Raw genomic sequence first — 17,767 nt, 5'->3', positions numbered from 1 at the left:
TGACAGGTCACGGAACCTCGGCTGTGGGATCCGTGTCACCGTCAGGAGTGCATGCGAGAATCGGTACATGTCTCTGCACACCGCTGTCGCAACGATCCACACGAACAAGGGCGACGTCCGCGTCAACCTGTTCGGCAACCACGCCCCGAAGACCGTCAAGAACTTCGTCGACCTCGCGACCGGCAAGCAGGAGTGGACCCACCCCGGCACGGGCAAGGTCTCGACCGACAAGCTCTACGACGGTGTCGTCTTCCACCGCATCATCAAGGACTTCATGATCCAGGGCGGCGACCCTCTGGGCCAGGGCATCGGCGGTCCCGGCTACCGCTTCGACGACGAGATCCACCCGGAGCTCACCTTCCAGAACCCGTACATCCTCGCCATGGCGAACGCCGGCATCCAGGGCGGCCGTGGCACCAACGGTTCGCAGTTCTTCATCACCACGGTGGCGACCCCCTGGCTGCAGGGCAAGCACACCATCTTCGGTGAGGTCGCGGACGACGAGTCCCGCGCGGTCGTCGACGCCATCGAGGCCGTCCCGACCGACGGTCGCGACAAGCCCCTCGACGACGTCGTGATCGAGAGCATCGACGTCGAGGACGTCTGAACCCGGTGACCGACCAGCCTTCGGGGCGGGAGAACTTCTGTTACCGGCACCCCGACCGGCAGAGCTTCATCCTCTGCCAGCGGTGCGGGCGGACGATCTGCACCGAGTGCCAGACGCCGGCCGCGGTCGGCGTGCACTGCCCGGAGTGCGTGCGTGAACAGCGTGCGCAGTTCCAGGCCAACCGTCGTGCCTCCGGCGCGCCGAGCGGGTTGACCGTGGCCAGGCGGCGGTTCGCGATGCTCGACCAGAAGGCGACGACGGTGATCATCGCCGTGTCGGTCGTCATCTGGCTGCTCAACGTGCTGTCGGGCGGGATCGTCAACTCGTGGTTGAGCTACTGGACACCGCTGGTCGGCACGCAACCGTGGCGCCTCGTCACGGGGCTGTTCGTGCACTCGTCGATCTTCCACATCGGCTTCAACATGCTCGCGGTGTTCCTGTTCGGACGCATCCTCGAGAACCTGCTCGGGACGTGGCGCTTCGTGGCGCTGTACTTCCTGGCGGGTCTCGGCGGTGACCTCGCGGTGTCGTTGCTCACTCCGGGAACACCGGTCGTCGGTGCCTCCGGTGCGATCTTCGGTCTGTTCGCGGCGTTCTTCGTGATCCAGCGGAGCCTCGGATACAACGCCGTGCAGCTGCTGGTGATCATGGGCCTGAACCTGATCGTCGGGTTCCTGCCCGGGACGAACATCTCATGGCAGGCGCACGTCGGTGGCATCGTGCTCGGGTTCGTCACCGGCTTCGTCTTCTCGAAGACCCGCAACGTGCGGCAGCGCCGTTTGCAGATCGGCCTGCTCGTGGCCGAGGCGGTCCTGCTCGTCGCCGGGATCGGTGCCGCCTACATCAGCATCGGCGGGTACGCCATCGGGTGATCCCCGTCCCGCTGGACCACTACGCCCCGTCGCACCACCCGGTGCGACGGGGCGTTCTGCGTTGTCCACACCCCGGCGGCCCAGTTGTCCACACCTGTGGAGAAAGCGGTGAGTTACACCAGTGTGATTATCCCCAGTGTGGATTGAGTTGTGGATAAGTCGGGGGCGAAGGTGTGGAGGGTGATGTGGAGACTGTGGAGAACTGTGGACAACGAGGGTGAACGTGTGGACGGTGCTGCCTGACATCGCGGAGGGGTGTGGAGAAAGCGGCATTTTGCAGAGCAGAGCCAGGGGGGAACGACGACGCCCGCCGTACCGATGGGTACGACGGGCGTCGAGCGCGTGCGGCCGGAGGTCAGCGCCACCGCGTGGTCATGAGGAAGCCGATGAACATGATGCCGAAGCCGATGAGGATGTTCCAGGAACCGAGCGACGGAACGGGCAGCGTCGTGTTCGAGATGTAGAAGACGATGACCCAGGCGAGGCCGACGAGCATGAAGCCGAACATGACCGGCTTGAACCACACGGCGTTGGGCTGGTCACCCGCCGTGTCGACCGAGTCGGCTCGGGTCCTCCGGGCGGGCTTGGTGCGGTCCTTGTCCTTGGCCATGGCCGGTATCCTACCGTGACCGCGTGTGTGGGAAGACCCCCAGGAGCCCGCGCACATCCCCCACGAGTACGGTGATCCGACCATGACCAAGATCCTCGTCGTCGACAACTACGACAGCTTCGTCTACACCCTCAACGGCTACGTGCAGCAGCTCGGGGCGGAGACGGACGTCGTCCGCAACGATGCCTTCCCGGAGGCCGAGATCGCCGAGCGCATCGCCGACTACGACGGTGTGCTCCTCTCGCCGGGTCCCGGCACCCCGGCGGACGCCGGCGTCTCGATCCCGACCGTGCGAGCCGCGATCCAGGCGGAGAAGCCGCTGCTCGGAGTGTGCCTCGGTCACCAGGCGATCGCCGAGGCGCTCGGAGCCACTGTGACGCACGCCGAAGAGCTCATGCACGGCAAGACCTCGCAGGTCGACCACGACGACAGTGCACTCTTCACGGGTGTCCCGCACCCCTTCACCGCGACGCGGTACCACTCGCTCGCGATCGTCGACGGTACCGTGCCCGACGAGCTCACCGTGACGGCTCGGACCGGCGGAGGCGTGATCATGGGCGTCGAGCACAAGGACCACCCGGTGTACGGCGTGCAGTTCCACCCCGAGTCCGTCCTGACCGAGGGCGGGTACCGGATGGTGGGCAACTGGCTCGAGACGACCGGGCTGGGCGGTGCGGCGGACCGTGCCGCAGCGCTGAACCCGCTCATCGCGGCGCACCGGGCCTGACCCGCAGCCGCCCGGAGGAGCGGGTCCCTCCGCCGGCGTGACCCGCAGCCACCCGAAGGAGCGGGTCCGCCCGCCGGTGTGACACGCAGCCGCCCGCAGGAGCAGGTCCGCCCGCTGGCGTGACCTGCAGGATCGGCGGCCGAGCCCGACGGCGCGCAGGTGCTCCTGCCGTCGCCGCGCCCGGTGCCGCGCGGGGCTACTGGCCGTCGCCGCGGCCGTCGTCGCCGCCGTCGCTCTCGTCGTCGCCCTGCCTGGGTGCGGACGGAGCCTGCGACGGCTGCTGGGCCGACGCGGCGCAGTAGGTCAGCGTGACGCTGCTCCCCTGGGCGATGTCGCCCTCGGGCGCGCTCTGCTGGACGACGGTGCTGCCCGCGCAGGTGTCCGTCGGCGACGCCACCACGGTGAGCCCGAGGTTCGCGAGCGTGGAGTTCGCGGCCGAGATGGGCTGCTGCGTCACGTTCGGCATCTTCACCTTGCCGTTCGAGACCGTCAGGTTGACGACGGCGCCCTTCTCGAGCTGCGTGCTCGACTCGGGGTCGCTGCTCATCACCGTGCCCTCCGGCACGTCGGGCGAGTAGTCGGAGTTGATCGCCCCGACCTCGAACCCGGCGTCCTCGAGGGCCTGCTGCGCGGCGTCCTGCTTCTGGTTCGCGACGTCCGGCACCGCCACCTGTTCCGGGCCGAGGGACACCACGACACGGATGCTCTGGCGGCGGGCGACGTTGGTGCCCGAGCCCGGTTCCGTGCGGATGACCGTGTCCTTGGCGACGTCGTCGGAGTTCTCACCGACCTCGACGGGCTCCAGGTCGCGTTCGCGGAGCTCGGTGCGTGCCGAGGGCCAGGTGGCGCCGACGACGTTCGGCACCGAGACCGACGACGACACCGGGGCCTTGCCGGGCTGCAGGTTCGCGACGAAGAACACCACGGCGGCGATCACGGCGGCGGTCAGGATGATGCCGAGCCAGATCCACGCGACCGGCGGCCGGTTCTGCGTGCGCTGGGGGCGGTGCTCGGCTGTGTCGTCGTCGAGCTCGCGGAAGGCGACCGCGGGGTTCGAGGTCGTTCGCGGGTTGACGCCGAAGAGCATCGTCGACGCGTCGTGCGCGGCGTTCTGCTGCAGGGTCCGCGTGGACACCGGGACCCGGCCGGCCGCGGCCTGCTGCAGGTCGGTCCGGAACTCCGCCGCGTTCTGGAACCGACGTGTGCGGTCCTTCACCAGGGCGTGCAGCGTCACGGCGTCGAGGGCCGGCGACACGTCCGGCGCGATGGTCGACGGTGCGACGGGCTGCTCGCTGACGTGCTGGTAGGCCACCGCCACCGGCGAGTCACCGGTGAAGGGCGGACGACCGGTCAGGAGCTCGAAGAGCACCACACCGGTGGAGTAGAGGTCGGTGCGGGCGTCGACGGTCTCGCCCCGCGCCTGCTCCGGGGAGAAGTACGACGCCGTGCCGAGGATCGAGGTGGTCTGCGCCACCGTCGCGGACGTGTCGGTGATGGCCCGGGCGATGCCGAAGTCCATGACCTTCACCTGGCCGTTGTGCGTGACCATCACGTTGGCGGGCTTGATGTCGCGGTGCACGACACCGGCTCGGTGGGAGTACTCGAGGGCGGTGAGGATCCCCTCGGTGATGCGCACGGCCTCGTCCGGGGCGAGCGGCCCGTCCTCGAGGACGTCCGACAGCGCGCGGCCGTCGACGTGCTCCATGACGATGTAGGGCACCTGCACCTCGGCGCCGGAGGTCTCGGTGACGGTCTCCTCGCCCGCGTCGTAGACGCGCACGATCGTCGGGTGCGCCATGCGGGCGGCGGCCTGCGCCTCCTGCCGGAAGCGGATGCGGAACGCCGGGTCGTTCGCCAGGCTCGGCTTGAGGAGCTTGACCGCCACCTTGCGGCCGAGACGCGTGTCGGTCCCCACGTGCACCGTCGCCATGCCGCCGCGACCGATGACGTCACCGATCTCGTAGCGGTTGGCGAGGAGCGTGATCCCCGCGGTCACACCTTCTGGCACGTACTCCTCCGAATGTCCGTCCGGGACAGTGTACGGCAGCACTTCCTGCCCGAACGCTGGAACGGGGGCTGCCGACGAACCGTTACACAACGGTGTCGGCAGCCCCCGTTCGGGTGGCGTCGCTCGTCAGTCCTGCGGGCCCGTCGGGCTCGGGGTCGAGGTGTCCTCCGGCGTCGGGTCGTCCGCCGGCTCCCACGTCGCGTTCGCTGCGTCGGACGACTCCGACGCGGCGAGCGTGCCACCGGACTCGCTGCTGCAGGTCACCGTGTACGAGAAGGAGACCTCGTCGTTCGCGGCGTCGGCCTGGATCGTGACGGCGGTCGAGCTGGTGTCGCCCGACGTCGCGCCCGAGGCGTCCTTGCCGCCGGTGACGGTCCAGGTGTACTTCGACACCGAGTACCCGTCGGGGCAGGTCGCACCGGACCAGCTGAAGGTGACCTGACCGGATTCGGACACGGGGCCCGCGGTCGGGGTGTTCGGCTTGTTCGTGGTCGGCGGCGTCGTGTACTGCGTGATCGTGATGAGCGTGCCCTCGACGACGCTGCCGGTCGGGGTGAGGTCGGCGACGGTGTTCGCCTGGTCGGCCGACGGCGCCGGGCTGCCGTCCTGCACCGTCACCTCGAACCCGCGCCCCTGGAGCTCGGCACGGACGTCCTCCGTCGCCCGCCCGACGTAGTCGCCCTTGTTGAGGAAGAGACGGGCGACGGTCGGCGTCGGCGTCGGCGTGGACGACGGGGCCGACCGTGTCGGTGCCGGCTTCGACGACGTCGGTGCCGGATCCGGCTCGTCCGAGCCCCCGAGGGCGAACGCGGCGATCACGCCGCCGATCAGGAGCACGGCGAGGACGCCGACGAGCCACCAGATCCAGGCGCGCTTCTTCTTCGGTTCCTCGTCCTCCGGGCCGTCGGGCGAGCGCGGCGTCCCGGGAGGAGGACCGGCCACCGCACCGGCCTGCGTGCCGATGAGGGCGGTCGCGGCGTCGTCACCCCGGTTCTGCGGCGGGTTGAACGCGACGGTGCCGGCACCGCCCACGGCCGGGACGGCGACGGTCGCGGCGGCGACGTCGCCGCGACGCAGGGCCTGGGCGGCACGGGCGAGGTTGGCGGCGGTCGCCGGCCGGTCGGCCGGCTTCTTCGCGATGCAGGACAGGACGAGCGCCGAGACGGGCTCCGGCACGTCGCCCGGCAGCGGCGGCGGCTGCTCGTTGATGTGCGCCATCGCGATCGCGACCTGCGACTCGCCCGTGAACGGGCGGCGGCCGGCCAGGCACTCGTACGCCACGATGCCGAGCGAGTAGATGTCGGTCGAGGGCGACGCGGGGTGGCCGCTCGCCTGCTCCGGCGACAGGTACTGGACCGTGCCCATGACCTGTCCGGTCGCGGTCAGCGGGACCTGGTCGGCGATGCGGGCGATGCCGAAGTCGGTGATCTTCACCCGACCGTCGGGCGTGATCAGCAGGTTGCCGGGCTTGATGTCACGGTGCACGAGACCGACCGCGTGTGCCGCCTGCAGGGCGTTCGCGGTCTGGGCGACGATGTCGAGCACCTTGTCGACGGGCAGCGTGTGCTCCCGCTCGATCATGGTGGACAGGGCCTCGCCGGGGACGAGCTCCATCACGAGGTAGGCGCTGCCGTCCTCCTCGCCGTAGTCGAACACGTTGGCGATGCCTTCGTGGTTGACGAGCGCGGCGTGCCGGGCCTCGGCCCGGAAGCGCTCGAGGAAGCCGGGGTCTCCGAGGTACTCGTCCTTGAGGATCTTGAGTGCGACGGTCCGGCCGATGACGAGGTCGGTCGCCTGCCACACCTCACCCATGCCGCCGATCGCGACACGGGAGGAGAGCTGGTACCGCCCACCGAAGGTGAGTCCGCTGGTGGGTCTCATTTGTTCAGCACCGCCTCCATGACTTTCTTCGCGACCGGGGCCGCGACCGTGTTGCCGACGCCGGACTGCCCGAGCCCGCCGCCGTTCCCGACGACGACCGCGACGGCCACCTCCGGGTTCTTCGCCGGGGCGAACCCCGTGAACCACAGGGTGTACGGGTCGCCCGTACCGCCCTCCGCCGTGCCCGTCTTGCCGGCGACGTCGACACCGTCGATCTTGGCATTCGTGCCGGTCCCGCCGCTGACGACGCTCTGCATCGCCTCGGTCAGGTCGGCGGCCTCGGAGCCGGACAGCGGATCGCTGTACTGCCTCGGGGAGAAGGACTCGACGGTCTTGAGGTCGCTCGTGGTGATCGAGTCGACGAGCGACGGCTGCATGACCTTGCCGCCGTTCGCGATGCCGGCGGACACCATCGCCATCTGCAACGGCGAGACGCGCACGCTGGCCTGGCCGAAGGCGCTCAGCATGAGCTGGGCGGTGGAGTCGACCTCCGGGTACTGGCTCGCCGTGGCGCGCATCGGCACCTCGATGGCGTCACCGAAGCCGTACTCGTCAGCGACGGACTTGATCGTGTCGTAGCCGAGCTTCTGCCCGAGCTCCGCGAACGGGATGTTGCAGGAGTACTGGATCGCGGTGCGGAGCTTCACCTTGTCGCCGCCGCCGCAGGACCCGCCCTCGGCGTTGTTGATGTAGCTGCTCGTGCCGGGCAGCTGCAGGCGCGACGGGTTCGGGAACTCGGAGTCGAGCGAGTACTTGCCGTCCTTGAGCGCGGCCGACGCGACGATGAGCTTGAACACCGATCCCGGGGTGTACAGGTCGCCGCCGATCGCGCGGTTCTGCAGCGGGGTCGGGGTCTGCTGCAGCAGTGCGTCGTACTGCTGCTTGACCTCGGCGGTGTCGTGCGAGGTGAGTGAGTTCGGGTCGTACGCGGGCTTCGACACCATCGCGAGGACCTTGCCGGTCGACGGCTGGAGGGCCACGACCGCGCCGCTGTTCTCGCCGAGGGCGTCGTACGCGGCCTGCTGCACATCGGGGTCGATCGTCAGGTTGACGTTGTCGCCCTGGACGTCCTGGCCGGTGAGGATGGCGTTGAGGTTCTGGAAGAACGAGGCGTCGGAGTTGCCGGAGAGCACGGCGTTCTCGGCGCTCTCGATGCCGGTGTTCCCCTGGCCGATCGTGAAGTAGCCGGTGACGGCCGAGTACAGCGCACCGTTCGTGTACTTCCGCTGGTACTGGTACTGGTCGTCCGACGGGGTCGACTCGGCGATGGGGCTGCCGTCCACGAGGATGGCGCCGCGCTTCGTCGAGTAGCTGTCGAGGATCGTGCGGGAGTTCCGCGAATCCGCACGCAGCGAGTCCGCCGCGAAGAACTGGATGGACGTCGTCGACACGAAGAGCGCGACGAACATGAGCACGATGACGGTCGAGACGCCACGGAGCTGACGGTTCACCGGGAGCGCTCCTTCCTGGTCCTGCCGCGACCGCGCGCAGCGGGGATCGCGCCCTGCTGCACGCGCTGTTCTGCCGGGATCGAGTCGGTGAGCCGCAGGAGCATCGCGGCGATGATCCAGTTCGCGATGAGCGACGAACCACCGGCGGCCATGAACGGTGTGGTGAGACCCGTGACGGGGATGATGCGGGTGATGCCGCCGACGACGACGAAGACCTGCAGCGCGATGATGAAGCCGAAGCCGACGCCGAGCAGCTTGCCGAAGTCGTCCTGCGCCATGAATCCCACGCGCAGGCCGCGCGACGCCAGGACGATGAAGAGCGCCAGGATCGCGAAGACGCCGATGAGCCCGAGCTCCTCGCCCAGCGACGCGATGATGTAGTCCGCGTTGGCGACGGGCGTGATGTACGGGCGGCCCTGGCCGAGACCGGTGCCCGTGATGCCGCCGTTGGCGAAGCCGAACAGGCCCTGGACGAGCTGGTAGCTGCCCTGGGTCTGGCGGTCGAAGATCTCCTGGTTGAACGGGTCCAGCCACTGCTCGAACCGACCGCGCACGTAGACGAGCACGGACTGGGCGACGAGGGCGCCGCCGACGAAGAGCCCGAGGCCGATGACGACCCAGCCGAGCCGTGCGGTCGCGACGTAGATCATCACGAGGAACAGGCCGAAGTACAGCAGGGCCGTGCCGAGGTCGCGCTGGAACACGAGGACGGCCATCGCGGCGGCCCACATCACCAGGATCGGACCGAGGTCGCGTGCTCGCGGGAACGTCATGCCGGCGAACTTCCTGCCGACGATCGACAGCGAGTCACGGGCGGTGACCAGGTACCCGGCGAAGAACAGCGCCATGGTGATCTTCGCGAGCTCGCCCGGCTGGAACGAGAACGGACCGATCTGGATCCACACCCGGGCGCCGCCGATGTTCGTGCCGATGCCGGGCAGCATCGGCAGCAGGAGCAGGGCGATCGTCGCGGCCATGAAGATGTAGCGGTAGCGCTGCAGGAACCGGTGGTTGCGGACCGCGATCAGGGTGACGGTCGCCAGGACCATGGCGAGCATCGTCCAGACGATCTGCTTCACGCCGATCGCGTCCCAGCCGGTCAGCCCGTTGTGGACGTCGATGCGGTAGATCTCCGCGATGCCGATGCCGTTCAGCACGAGCGCGATCGGCAGGACGAACGGGTCGGCGTGCTTCGCGACGACGCGGAGCACCACGTGCATGATGAGCGCGAGCCCGAGGATCCCGCCGCCCACCCAGAGCACGCCGGTGTCGAAGATGCGTCCCTTGGTGCCGAGCTGCACGAGCACCATCGCCCCGGCGCAGATGCCGCACGCGATCACGAGCAGCACGAGCTCGAGGTTCCGGGCCCGGGCCGGCTCGCGCAGCTTGATGGTGATCGCCTGGGTGAAGGACTGGGCGGTCGCGGTGCTCATCGGCCGGCTCCCCGCGAGGCGGAAGGGGACGCGGAGGGCGATGCGGAGCGGGACGGTGTCGAGGATCCCGACGGCGTCGGGGACGGCGACGACGAGCCGCCGTCTCCACCGGTGCCCGCCTGGTCCTGACCGGTCGCCGCGGCCTTCCGGAGTCGGTCGACGATGTCGCGGGCGTCGGAGAGCGACGTCGCGTTGATCGTGGACCGCACGTTCTCGCGCGTGTAGTCGGGCAACGAGGAGACCGTGATGTCGGTGTCCTCGTACACGTCGGACAGGGCGATCGGGCCGATCGACTGCTGGACGCCCTGGTAGATCGCCACCGTCCCGCGGTCGACGCCGACGTAGTAGTGCGCCTGCGTGATCCGCCAGCCGAGGAACACCGCGCCGACGAGGGCGGCGACGGCGGCGACGAGCGCGATCGACCAGGCGACGCGGCGTCGGATGCGACGACGGCGGTCCTCGGCGATCAGCTCGGCGAAGTACTGGTCCGACTCGGGCTCGAAGTGCGAGTCCTCGGGCGCGGTGGTGACCTTGAGCGGGTGGAGCAGGATCGTGGGGAGGCGGATCGGCTTCCGGCCGGTCGACGCCTCGAACGTGAGCGGTGCCGCGGCGGAGCCGACGGTCGTCGCCGCGTCGTCGTCGTCCTCGGGCTCGGTGTCCGTGACGTCCATCACGACGACGGTGACGTTGTCCGGCGCGCCGTGGTCGAGGGTCTCCTTCACCAGGCGCTGGGTGACCTGGTTCGCGTCCATGTTCGACGCGAGGGCGTGCCGGATCCGCTCCTCGGCCAGGTACGACGACAGGCCGTCCGAGCAGAGCAGCCAGCGGTCGCCGGTCTGGATGTCCATGACGGCGGTGTCGACCTCGGGCGCGGCGTCGACGTCGCCGAGCACGCGCATGAGCACCGACCGCCGGGGGTGGACCGCCGCTTCCTCCGGGGTGATCCGGCCGCTGTCGACCAGACGCTGCACGAACGTGTGGTCCGAGGTGATCTGCTGGAGCTCGCCGTCGCGCATGCGGTAGATGCGGGAGTCGCCGATGTGCGCGATCGCCACCTGCTCGCCGACACGGATGAGCGCGGACACCGTGGTGCCCATACCGGTGAGCTCCTGGTGCTCGAAGACCGTCTCGGTGATGAGCTGGTTCGCGGCGATGAGCGCGGACTGCAGGGCGAACTCGGCGTCGTGCGCCGACGGGAACTCACGGTCGACCTCGCGGACCCGGCGGATGGCGATGGCGGAGGCGACGTCGCCACCGGCGTGGCCGCCCATGCCGTCGGCGACCGCGAACAGGTGCGTGCCGGCGTACCCGGAGTCCTGGTTGTTGGCGCGGATGCGCCCCACGTGGGACACAGCGGCGCTCAGTGTGCGAGCGGTCATGTCCCGGTTACCGCCGCAGCTCGAACGTCGTCGTCCCGATCGTGATGGGCGTCCGTTCCGCGATGGTCACGGGGCCGGTCACCTTCTGACCGTTGACGAACGTGCCGTTCGTGGACTCGAGGTCGGACAGGACCCAGCCGTCGGCGCGGAGGTCGAGGCGGGCGTGGTTGGTCGACGTGTAGTCGTCGCGGATGACGACGTTCGACTCGCTGGAGCGTCCGATGGTGATCGGCCCGCCCCCGAGCGGCATCTCCATGCCCTCGCGCGACCCCTCGGTGATGACGAGCCGGGTGGGGACGCCGGTGGCCGCAGTCTGCTGCTGGCCGCCGGTCGGCTGCCCGATGAGCTCGGTGAAGGCGCCGGGCGCGGCGGGTGCGGCCGCTGCAGCAGTGGGCACGGGCGGCGTCGTCGGGCTCGACGCGCCGGCCTTCGGGTCGGTCGGGATGGTGCGGACGCGCTGGCCGAACAGGTCGCTCCGCAGGGCGAAGACGATCACGAACACGAACAGCCACAGCACCGCGAGGAAGGCGAAGCGCAGGACGAGCAGGGTCAGGCCTGTGGTCATCGAGCACCTCCGTCGCTCTCGGGGATCACCCGGAACACCATACGGGTACGACCGATCTCGATGGTGGAGTCCGGCTCGACGATGGCCTGCTGGAAGCGTTCGCCGTTCAGCTTCGAGCCGTTCGTGGAGCCGAGGTCGTTCGCCTGGGCGTGCTTGCCGTCCCAGATGATCTCGACGTGCTTCCGGCTCGTGCCGGTGTCGGCGACGGTGATGTCGGCATCCGTTCCGCGGCCGATGACGGTGCGGCCGCGGTGCAGCCGGTGCCGCTGCGAGCCGATGTCGAGCACGGCCACCCAGGCGACGTCGCGCTGCACGGTGGACGAGTCGATCTGCAGGATCCCGGTGGACAGCGTGCCGTCCTGTTGCAGCGTGATGGAGACCGGTCCGGAGAACGAGTAGTTCTGCGCGACCGCGTGCTGCTGGACCATCTGCGACAGCTCGTCGATGAGCGGCCGGCCGATGTCGTGCATGCGCGAGTGGTCCGGCGGGGCGAGCCGCACCGTGAACTCGTTCGGCACGAGGATCCGCTCGCGGGAGACGACGGCGGCCTTCGTGTCGAGCTCCCGCCGCAGGGCGCTGGAGATCTCGACGGGCTGCACGCCGGAGCGGAAGGTCTTCGCGAAGGCGCCGTTGACGGCGCGCTCCAACCCTCGCTCGAAGCTGTCCAAGAGGCCCATGTGTCTCCGTGGTCGTCGGTCAGGGACCACTGCATGGTAGTGGGTGGCGCTCCTGCCCGTCTGTGCGTGGTCACGGGCACCCTCCGACGCGTGCTAGTGTTGCCGGGCTGGCGCGAGTGGCGGAATTGGTAGACGCGCACGGTTCAGGTCCGTGTGCTGGCAACGGCGTGGGGGTTCAAGTCCCCCCTCGCGCACCAGGTGAGGGAAGGCCCTCCGGAGGAATCCGGAGGGCCTTCCCGCGTTCCGGCCCACGACGTGCGGTGGCGACGGCCGGGAGGCCCGGACCGGCCCCGGCGCGCGCCCCCGCTCGTCAGACGGTCGCGGTGCCGTCGCCCTCACGGGCGCCGGCGAGACCGTGGTCGTGCGCGTACACGACGAGCTGCACCCGGTCGCGGAGCGCGAGCTTGCCGAGGATGCTCGAGATCTGGGTCTTCACCGTCGACTCGGTGACGAACTCCTTCGCCGCGATCTCCGCGTTCGAGAGTCCTCGTGACGCCCAGCCGAACACGATCCGTTCGCGGTCGGTCAGCGCCTGGAACGCCGCCGGCTGCGGGGCCGGGGCGCGGTCGACGTCCACGCCGAACAGCTGCGAGAGGTCGTTCGGCGCGATCACCGAGCTCCCCTCGTGGACGGCCCGCACGGCCGCGAAGAGGAACGGTGGCGTCGTGTCCTTGAGCAGGAAGCCGCTCGCACCGAGGCGGATCGCGGTGGCCGCCGCGGGGTCGAGCCCGAAGGTCGTGAGGACCACCACACGCGGGAGCGGACCGCCGAAGGCGTCGGAGAACAGGTGGCGCACGGTCTCGACGCCGTCCATGCCCGCCATCCGCATGTCGAGCAGCAGGACGTCGGGACGGAGTTCGCGGACGCGGTCCAGTGCTTCCGCACCGTCGGAGGCCTCGCCCACGACCTCCATGTCCGGCTGGGCGTCGAGCACGACGCGCAGCCCGGCGCGGAAGAGCGCCTGGTCGTCGGTGAGCAGGATGCGGATCGGGTCGGTCATCGGGTCGTCCCCCTTCGGACGTCGAACGGGATGCGGGCGCGCGCGGAGAACACGGCGTCCAGCACGGCGGCGTCGAACGACCCGCCGATCGTGGTGAGGCGGGTCTGCATGCCGGTGAGCCCCCGGCCGGATCCCCGCGTGCTGGTCGGCGCGGTGGGCTGCTCGCCCGTCGCCGGGGAGGCCGCGAGCTCCTCGAGCCCGAGCTCGCCGCCGACGGGCAGGGCGCTCGCGGGGACGGCGTTCTCGACCTCGAGCACGAGGTCCGCCGAACGCCAGGTCTCGCGGACCTCGACGGCGCCGCCGGGCACCCCGTGCCGGAGCGCGTTCGTGAGCATCTCCTGCAGGACGCGGCGGGCGGCCGTGCCGTGCACCGCGCCGAGCGGCCGCGCGACGCCGCGGACGGTGTGCTCGACGTCGACGCCGGCCTCGCGGATGCCCCGGACGATCTCCTCGAACGAGGTCGGGTCGGTCGTCGCGTCCGGACCGTCGATGTGGCCGAGCACCTGGCGGACCTCGACGAGGGAGCTGCGCGCGGTGCTCGCGATCGTGGCGCTGACCTCGCGGATGCGGGCCTCGTCGTCGAGGAACGGCACGGAGTCGGCCTGCGCGATGATCACGGCGAGCGAGTGTCCGACGACGTCGTGCACGTCGCGGGCGATGTCGGCGCGGATGCGCTCGGCCTCGGCCTCGTCGACGGCGCGGGTGGCGACGGCCTCGGCCCGGTTCGCCACGGCCTCGGCGCGACTCGCCGCGGCCTCGGCGTCGGCACGGCGGACGGCCTCGGCGTTCTGCGACCGCACGGCCCTGCCGGCGAGTCCGGCCGCCCACACCGAGAGCAGCACGAGCGCGGGCGCCGCGAGGACGAGGACGACCTGGTCCCTGGGCCCGTTCAGCAGCAGGGCGTACCGGTAACCGGTCGTGGCAAGGTACAACGATGCCGAGGCACCCGCCACCACGGCGAGCACACCGGCGAGCACGGCCTCGGTCCGGGTGCCGACCACCGCGGCCGTGCCGATCACCACGGCGATGGCGAGGTCGACGAGCGAGGGGCGCTCGCCGCCGGTCACCTGCACGGCGCCGAGCACGACCGTCACGACCATGGCCCCGCTCGGCGTCAGGCGACGCAGGGCGATGGCGACGCAGGCGGCGACGACGGCGAGGGGGCTGGCGTGCTCGAGCTCGAGGTCGATCGGCGCGGTGAACAGCAGCGCGGCGATGCCCGCCCAGACGGCGTCGACGACGATCGACCGGGTCCGCAGCGGCCGGAGGAACGTGCGCCGGTCCGTCACGGCTCGATCATCGCACGGCGCCGTCGGCCGGTGCGGGTCCACCGCTGCGGCCGCCGCTGCACCGCGGGCCCTCGTCGGCCGTGGGTCACGGGACGGGCGACATGGCGACGAGGGCCGCGGCGGTGACGACGATGATCGCGGCGCAGGTGGTGAGGGTGGCGATCACGTGCTTGGTCGAACTCTCCATGCCACCGAGCCTGGCGGTCGGACCGGTGGCCGGGCATCGGGCGGAGGGACGAACGGGGTCGTCCTGCAGGACGAAGCGCCCCGGCCCCCGGTCGCAGATGACGGGCCGCCCGGGGGCGCTCGGCCCGCGCGATCCGGCCAGGTGCCGTGCGTGATCCGTCCACCTTGGACGGGCGTCCAGAGACCGCGGCCGATCCTCGGCATCGACGCACGAGCGTCCCGTGCGCGGGACGTCCGACTCCGCAGACGAGAGGGAGCGACATGACCGACCAGCAGCAGCCCCCGGGCAGCGACCAGGACCTGACGCCGACGGCCGACCACGGCGAGCAGTCGTACCGCGGTTCCGGCAAGCTCACCGGCAAGCGGGCCGTGATCACCGGTGGCGACAGCGGCATCGGCAAGGCCGTGGCGATCGCGTTCGCCCGCGAGGGCGCGGACGTCCTCATCAACTACCTCCCCGAGGAGGAGGAGGACGCGCAGGACACGAAGCGCTGGATCGAGGAGGCGGGCCGCAAGGCGGTGCTGCTCCCCGGCGACGTCAGCGACCCGGCGACCTGCCGTTCGATCATCCAGACCGCCGTGGACGAACTCGGCGGCCTCGACGTCCTCGTGAACAACGCGGCCTACCAGATGAGCCACGAGACGCTCGAGGAGATCAGCGACGAGGAGTGGGACCACACCCTCGCCACGAACCTCAGCGCCTACTTCCACCTGGTGAAGGCCGCGCTGCCGCACCTCGGCCCCGGGTCGTCGATCATCGGCTCGAGCTCGGTGAACTCCGACAACCCCAAGCCGACGCTGGCCCCGTACGACGTCACGAAGGCCGGCGTCGCGAACCTGTCGGCAGCGCTCGCGCAGCTGCTCGGGGAGCGCGGCATCCGCGTGAACAGCGTGGCACCCGGGCCCATCTGGACGCCGCTCATCCCCTCGACGATGCCCGCCGAGGAGGTCGAGCAGTTCGGCAAGCAGTCGCCGCTCGGCCGCCCCGGCCAGCCGGCCGAGCTCGCGCCCGTCTACGTGCTGCTCGCCAGTGACGACGGCAGCTACGTGTCCGGCGCGCGCGTCGCCGTCACCGGCGGCACGCCGATCCTCTGACCCACCACCGACCACCACCAGCGAAACAGGAGAACGATTTGTACTTCCACAAGCAAGAACTCCAGTTCAAGGCCACCCCGGACAAGCCCGACGCGATCTACGCCCGCAAGCTCCAGGAGGTGCTCGGCGGCCAGTACGGCGAGATCTCCGTCGCCCTGCAGTACCAGTTCCAGGCGTGGAACATGCACATCCCGGGCAAGTACCGCGACATGGTGTTCGGCATCGGCGCCGAGGAGATGGGCCACGTCGAGATGCTCGCGACGATGATCGCGCAGCTGCTCGAGAAGAGCCCGCTCGGCATCACCGAGGACGCCCTGCAGGACGACCCGACCGTGGCAGCCATCGTCGGCGGGACCGACGTGCAGCACGCCATCGTCGCGGGTGCCGGCGCGCGTCCGGTCGACAGCAACGGCAACCCCTGGCAGGGCTCGTACATCACGGCGAGCGGCAACCTGCTCGCCGACTTCACGGCGAACGAGAACGCCGAGATGCAGGGACGCGTCCAGGCGGCCCGTCTGTACCACATGACCGACGACCACGGCGTGCGGGACCTGCTCTCGTTCCTCATCGCACGGGACACCATGCACCAGAACATGTGGGCGACCGCCGCTGCGGAGCTCCGCGAGAAGGGTGTCGAGGGCTTCCCGGTGCCGAGCAACTTCCCGCAGGCGAAGGAGAACCAGGAGGTCAACTACCAGTACCTCAACTTCTCCGACGGCAAGGCAGCGGCCGACGGACCCTGGGCGAGCGGCCCGTCGTTCGACGGCAAGGGCGAGTACTCGTACCACGACGGCCCCACCACCTCGGTGCCGATGCCCCCGCCCACGCACCCGGACGTCCGGCTGTACGGCACCACCGAGCTGCCGAACGTGGTCGAGAAGACCGCGGGGCTCGTGCAGGACAAGCTCAACAAGGAGTGACGGTCCCGCCGGTCGCCTGACGCGGCCGCCCAGCGGACGGGAGGCCCGGTGCCAGCTGGCACCGGGCCTCCCGTCCGTCAGGTGGTCACCGCTCCGGCCCGACCGTCGCCAGGGCGGCGGTGTCGTCGTCGCGCGCAGCGCGCGGCGGTTCGAAGATGCCGGCGTACAGGCGGGTCGCGCTCCAGAGTGCGATGGACGCGACCGTCCCGGCCACCGCGGCGACCCACGGCACGAGCGGCACCTCGGCCCAGGCGTGCGGAGCGACCACCCAGGCGAGGAAGTTGCCGGTCGTGCTGCCCGCGGCGCCGAGGAGCGCGGCCGTGCGGCGGTCGAGGCTCGTCGCCACGAGTGCCGCCGTCACGACCGCGACGGCGAGGAGGGCGCCCAGGATCGTCGTCACCCGTGCCCTCCTCGACTACTCGGCGGAGCCGCTGCCGACCGCGAGCTGCTGCGCGCCGCCACCGGTGGTGACGTCGATCTTGCGGGGCTTCGCGGACTCCTTGACCGGGATCGTGACGCTCAGCACGCCGTTGTCGTAGGCGGCGCTGATGCGTGCGGTGTCCAGGTGGTCACCGAGCGTGAGCTGCCGGACGAACGTGCCCGGCTGGCGCTCACGTGTGAGCCACTGCGAGCCCTCGGGAGCGCCGAGCGTGCGCTCCGCGCGGATGGTGAGCACCGAGCCGTCGACGTCCACGTCGACCGAACCCGGGTCGATGCCCGGCAGGTCGACGTCGAGGACGTAGTGGTCGCCGGTGCGGTAGAGATCCATCGGCATGGAGCGGGGAGCACCGGTGCCGGCACCGAGCAGGGAGCCGGCGAGTCGGTCGAGCTCGCGGAACGGATCGAACTGCATCGTCATCGAGATCAACTCCTTCGTGGTCCTCGTTGAGTCCCCTCGACTCAACTGGCACCAGTTCTAGCACTCTCCCCTCAGGAGTGCCAAGAGTCCGCTCGGAGACCGCTGGGGAAGTGGAGGTCGGCGCCGGAGGATCGCAAGACGCCACGTGGGCGGATCCTCGCAGCGTCATAGCGCTGCGAGGATCCGCCCACGTTGCGTTTCGCGGAGA

The 17,767-nt window shown here is 70.3% G+C and carries 17 protein-coding genes and 1 tRNA gene; 6 read left to right on the top strand and 12 right to left on the bottom strand.

Going from position 1 to position 17,767, the window contains the following annotated elements; translation table 11 throughout:
* The first annotated feature begins 67 nt into the window (after positions 1 to 67).
* Entirely contained in the window at positions 68 to 607 is a 540-nt protein-coding gene (locus DEJ23_RS10435) for a peptidylprolyl isomerase (RefSeq protein WP_111240208.1), read from the top strand.
* Positions 608 to 612: 5 nt separating this feature from the next.
* The gene (locus tag DEJ23_RS10430) at positions 613 to 1,479 is read left to right on the top strand and encodes a rhomboid family intramembrane serine protease (protein WP_111240207.1); all 867 of its coding nucleotides are present in this window, start codon (positions 613 to 615) and stop codon (positions 1,477 to 1,479) included.
* Positions 1,480 to 1,834: 355 nt separating this feature from the next.
* On the opposite strand, the gene DEJ23_RS10425 is transcribed toward DEJ23_RS10430, so the two are convergent.
* Positions 1,835 to 2,089: a cell division protein CrgA gene (locus tag DEJ23_RS10425; protein WP_111240206.1), complete on the bottom strand. Its 255-nt coding sequence runs from the start codon at positions 2,087 to 2,089 to the stop codon at positions 1,835 to 1,837.
* Positions 2,090 to 2,171: 82 nt separating this feature from the next.
* Here DEJ23_RS10425 and DEJ23_RS10420 point away from each other — a divergent pair, with 82 nt between their 5' ends.
* Positions 2,172 to 2,816 (top strand): aminodeoxychorismate/anthranilate synthase component II, encoded by a 645-nt coding sequence (locus tag DEJ23_RS10420; RefSeq protein ID WP_111240205.1) that lies wholly within the window; start codon positions 2,172 to 2,174, stop codon positions 2,814 to 2,816.
* A gap of 196 nt (positions 2,817 to 3,012) precedes the next feature.
* On the opposite strand, the gene pknB is transcribed toward DEJ23_RS10420, so the two are convergent.
* The 7 genes from pknB to DEJ23_RS10385 all read right to left on the bottom strand — a co-directional run bounded on the left by pknB (position 3,013) and on the right by DEJ23_RS10385 (position 12,210).
* A complete protein-coding gene (gene pknB, locus DEJ23_RS10415) occupies positions 3,013 to 4,824 on the bottom strand; it encodes a Stk1 family PASTA domain-containing Ser/Thr kinase (protein WP_258375438.1) in 1,812 nt (603 codons plus the stop codon).
* 126 nt (positions 4,825 to 4,950) lie between these two features.
* Positions 4,951 to 6,705 carry a protein kinase gene (locus tag DEJ23_RS10410; RefSeq protein ID WP_111240203.1) on the bottom strand — a complete coding sequence of 585 codons (1,755 nt, stop codon included), beginning with the start codon at positions 6,703 to 6,705 and terminating at the stop codon, positions 4,951 to 4,953.
* Complete coding sequence (locus DEJ23_RS10405) at positions 6,702 to 8,156, bottom strand: penicillin-binding protein 2 (RefSeq protein ID WP_111240202.1); 1,455 nt, start codon at positions 8,154 to 8,156, stop codon at positions 6,702 to 6,704. The genes DEJ23_RS10410 and DEJ23_RS10405 overlap by 4 nt, the downstream gene beginning before the upstream one ends.
* Positions 8,153 to 9,589, bottom strand: a complete 1,437-nt coding sequence (locus tag DEJ23_RS10400) for an FtsW/RodA/SpoVE family cell cycle protein (protein ID WP_111240201.1) — start codon at positions 9,587 to 9,589, stop codon at positions 8,153 to 8,155. Before DEJ23_RS10400 ends, DEJ23_RS10405 begins: the two co-directional genes overlap by 4 nt.
* Complete coding sequence (locus DEJ23_RS10395; protein ID WP_111240200.1) at positions 9,586 to 10,968, bottom strand: Stp1/IreP family PP2C-type Ser/Thr phosphatase; 1,383 nt, start codon at positions 10,966 to 10,968, stop codon at positions 9,586 to 9,588. Before DEJ23_RS10395 ends, DEJ23_RS10400 begins: the two co-directional genes overlap by 4 nt.
* Positions 10,969 to 10,975: 7 nt before the next feature.
* Entirely contained in the window at positions 10,976 to 11,533 is a 558-nt protein-coding gene (locus tag DEJ23_RS10390) for an FHA domain-containing protein (RefSeq protein ID WP_111240199.1), read from the bottom strand.
* The gene (locus DEJ23_RS10385; protein ID WP_111240198.1) at positions 11,530 to 12,210 is read right to left on the bottom strand and encodes a DUF3662 and FHA domain-containing protein; all 681 of its coding nucleotides are present in this window, start codon (positions 12,208 to 12,210) and stop codon (positions 11,530 to 11,532) included. Before DEJ23_RS10385 ends, DEJ23_RS10390 begins: the two co-directional genes overlap by 4 nt.
* Positions 12,211 to 12,320: 110 nt before the next feature.
* Between DEJ23_RS10385 and DEJ23_RS10380 the strand changes: the two genes are divergently transcribed.
* Positions 12,321 to 12,407 (top strand) — tRNA-Leu (locus DEJ23_RS10380).
* Between the two features lie 113 nt (positions 12,408 to 12,520).
* Here the strand turns inward: DEJ23_RS10380 and DEJ23_RS10375 are convergent.
* A complete protein-coding gene (locus DEJ23_RS10375) occupies positions 12,521 to 13,210 on the bottom strand; it encodes a response regulator transcription factor (protein WP_111240197.1) in 690 nt (229 codons plus the stop codon).
* Complete coding sequence (locus DEJ23_RS10370) at positions 13,207 to 14,499, bottom strand: sensor histidine kinase (protein ID WP_111240196.1); 1,293 nt, start codon at positions 14,497 to 14,499, stop codon at positions 13,207 to 13,209. Before DEJ23_RS10370 ends, DEJ23_RS10375 begins: the two co-directional genes overlap by 4 nt.
* Before the next feature lie 447 nt (positions 14,500 to 14,946).
* On the opposite strand from DEJ23_RS10370, the gene DEJ23_RS10365 reads away from it, so the two are divergent.
* Positions 14,947 to 15,780, top strand: coding sequence for an SDR family oxidoreductase (locus DEJ23_RS10365; protein ID WP_111240195.1), 834 nt, complete (start codon positions 14,947 to 14,949; stop codon positions 15,778 to 15,780).
* Between the two features lie 38 nt (positions 15,781 to 15,818).
* A complete protein-coding gene (locus tag DEJ23_RS10360; RefSeq protein ID WP_111240194.1) occupies positions 15,819 to 16,700 on the top strand; it encodes a manganese catalase family protein in 882 nt (293 codons plus the stop codon).
* Between the two features lie 85 nt (positions 16,701 to 16,785).
* Here DEJ23_RS10360 and DEJ23_RS10355 read toward each other — a convergent pair whose 3' ends face one another.
* Both DEJ23_RS10355 and DEJ23_RS10350 read right to left on the bottom strand, forming a co-directional pair.
* Positions 16,786 to 17,100, bottom strand: a complete 315-nt coding sequence (locus DEJ23_RS10355) for a hypothetical protein (protein ID WP_111240193.1) — start codon at positions 17,098 to 17,100, stop codon at positions 16,786 to 16,788.
* Positions 17,101 to 17,115: 15 nt separating this feature from the next.
* Positions 17,116 to 17,559, bottom strand: a complete 444-nt coding sequence (locus DEJ23_RS10350) for an Hsp20/alpha crystallin family protein (RefSeq protein ID WP_111240192.1) — start codon at positions 17,557 to 17,559, stop codon at positions 17,116 to 17,118.
* Positions 17,560 to 17,767 lie beyond the last annotated feature (208 nt).

Origin of the sequence: Curtobacterium sp. MCSS17_008, from assembly GCF_003234185.1 — a bacterium.
In the GTDB taxonomy this organism is placed as follows: domain Bacteria; phylum Actinomycetota; class Actinomycetes; order Actinomycetales; family Microbacteriaceae; genus Curtobacterium.
Note: the sequence above shows the minus strand (reverse complement) of the source record. Positions and strands in the feature narration are given on the sequence as shown.

Excerpts from the sequence above, each read along its gene's own strand:
- DEJ23_RS10400 (WP_111240201.1), bottom strand. The coding sequence starts at position 9,589 with ATGAGCACCGCGACCGCCCAGTCCTTCACCCAGGCGATCACCATCAAG.
- DEJ23_RS10375 (WP_111240197.1), bottom strand. The coding sequence starts at position 13,210 with ATGACCGACCCGATCCGCATCCTGCTCACCGACGACCAGGCGCTCTTC.
- DEJ23_RS10435 (WP_111240208.1), top strand. The coding sequence starts at position 68 with ATGTCTCTGCACACCGCTGTCGCAACGATCCACACGAACAAGGGCGAC.
- DEJ23_RS10425 (WP_111240206.1), bottom strand. The coding sequence starts at position 2,089 with ATGGCCAAGGACAAGGACCGCACCAAGCCCGCCCGGAGGACCCGAGCC.
- DEJ23_RS10365 (WP_111240195.1), top strand. The coding sequence starts at position 14,947 with ATGACCGACCAGCAGCAGCCCCCGGGCAGCGACCAGGACCTGACGCCG.
- DEJ23_RS10395 (WP_111240200.1), bottom strand. The coding sequence starts at position 10,968 with ATGACCGCTCGCACACTGAGCGCCGCTGTGTCCCACGTGGGGCGCATC.
- DEJ23_RS10420 (WP_111240205.1), top strand. The coding sequence starts at position 2,172 with ATGACCAAGATCCTCGTCGTCGACAACTACGACAGCTTCGTCTACACC.
- DEJ23_RS10390 (WP_111240199.1), bottom strand. The coding sequence starts at position 11,533 with ATGACCACAGGCCTGACCCTGCTCGTCCTGCGCTTCGCCTTCCTCGCG.
- DEJ23_RS10385 (WP_111240198.1), bottom strand. The coding sequence starts at position 12,210 with ATGGGCCTCTTGGACAGCTTCGAGCGAGGGTTGGAGCGCGCCGTCAAC.
- DEJ23_RS10350 (WP_111240192.1), bottom strand. The coding sequence starts at position 17,559 with ATGACGATGCAGTTCGATCCGTTCCGCGAGCTCGACCGACTCGCCGGC.
- DEJ23_RS10410 (WP_111240203.1), bottom strand. The coding sequence starts at position 6,705 with ATGAGACCCACCAGCGGACTCACCTTCGGTGGGCGGTACCAGCTCTCC.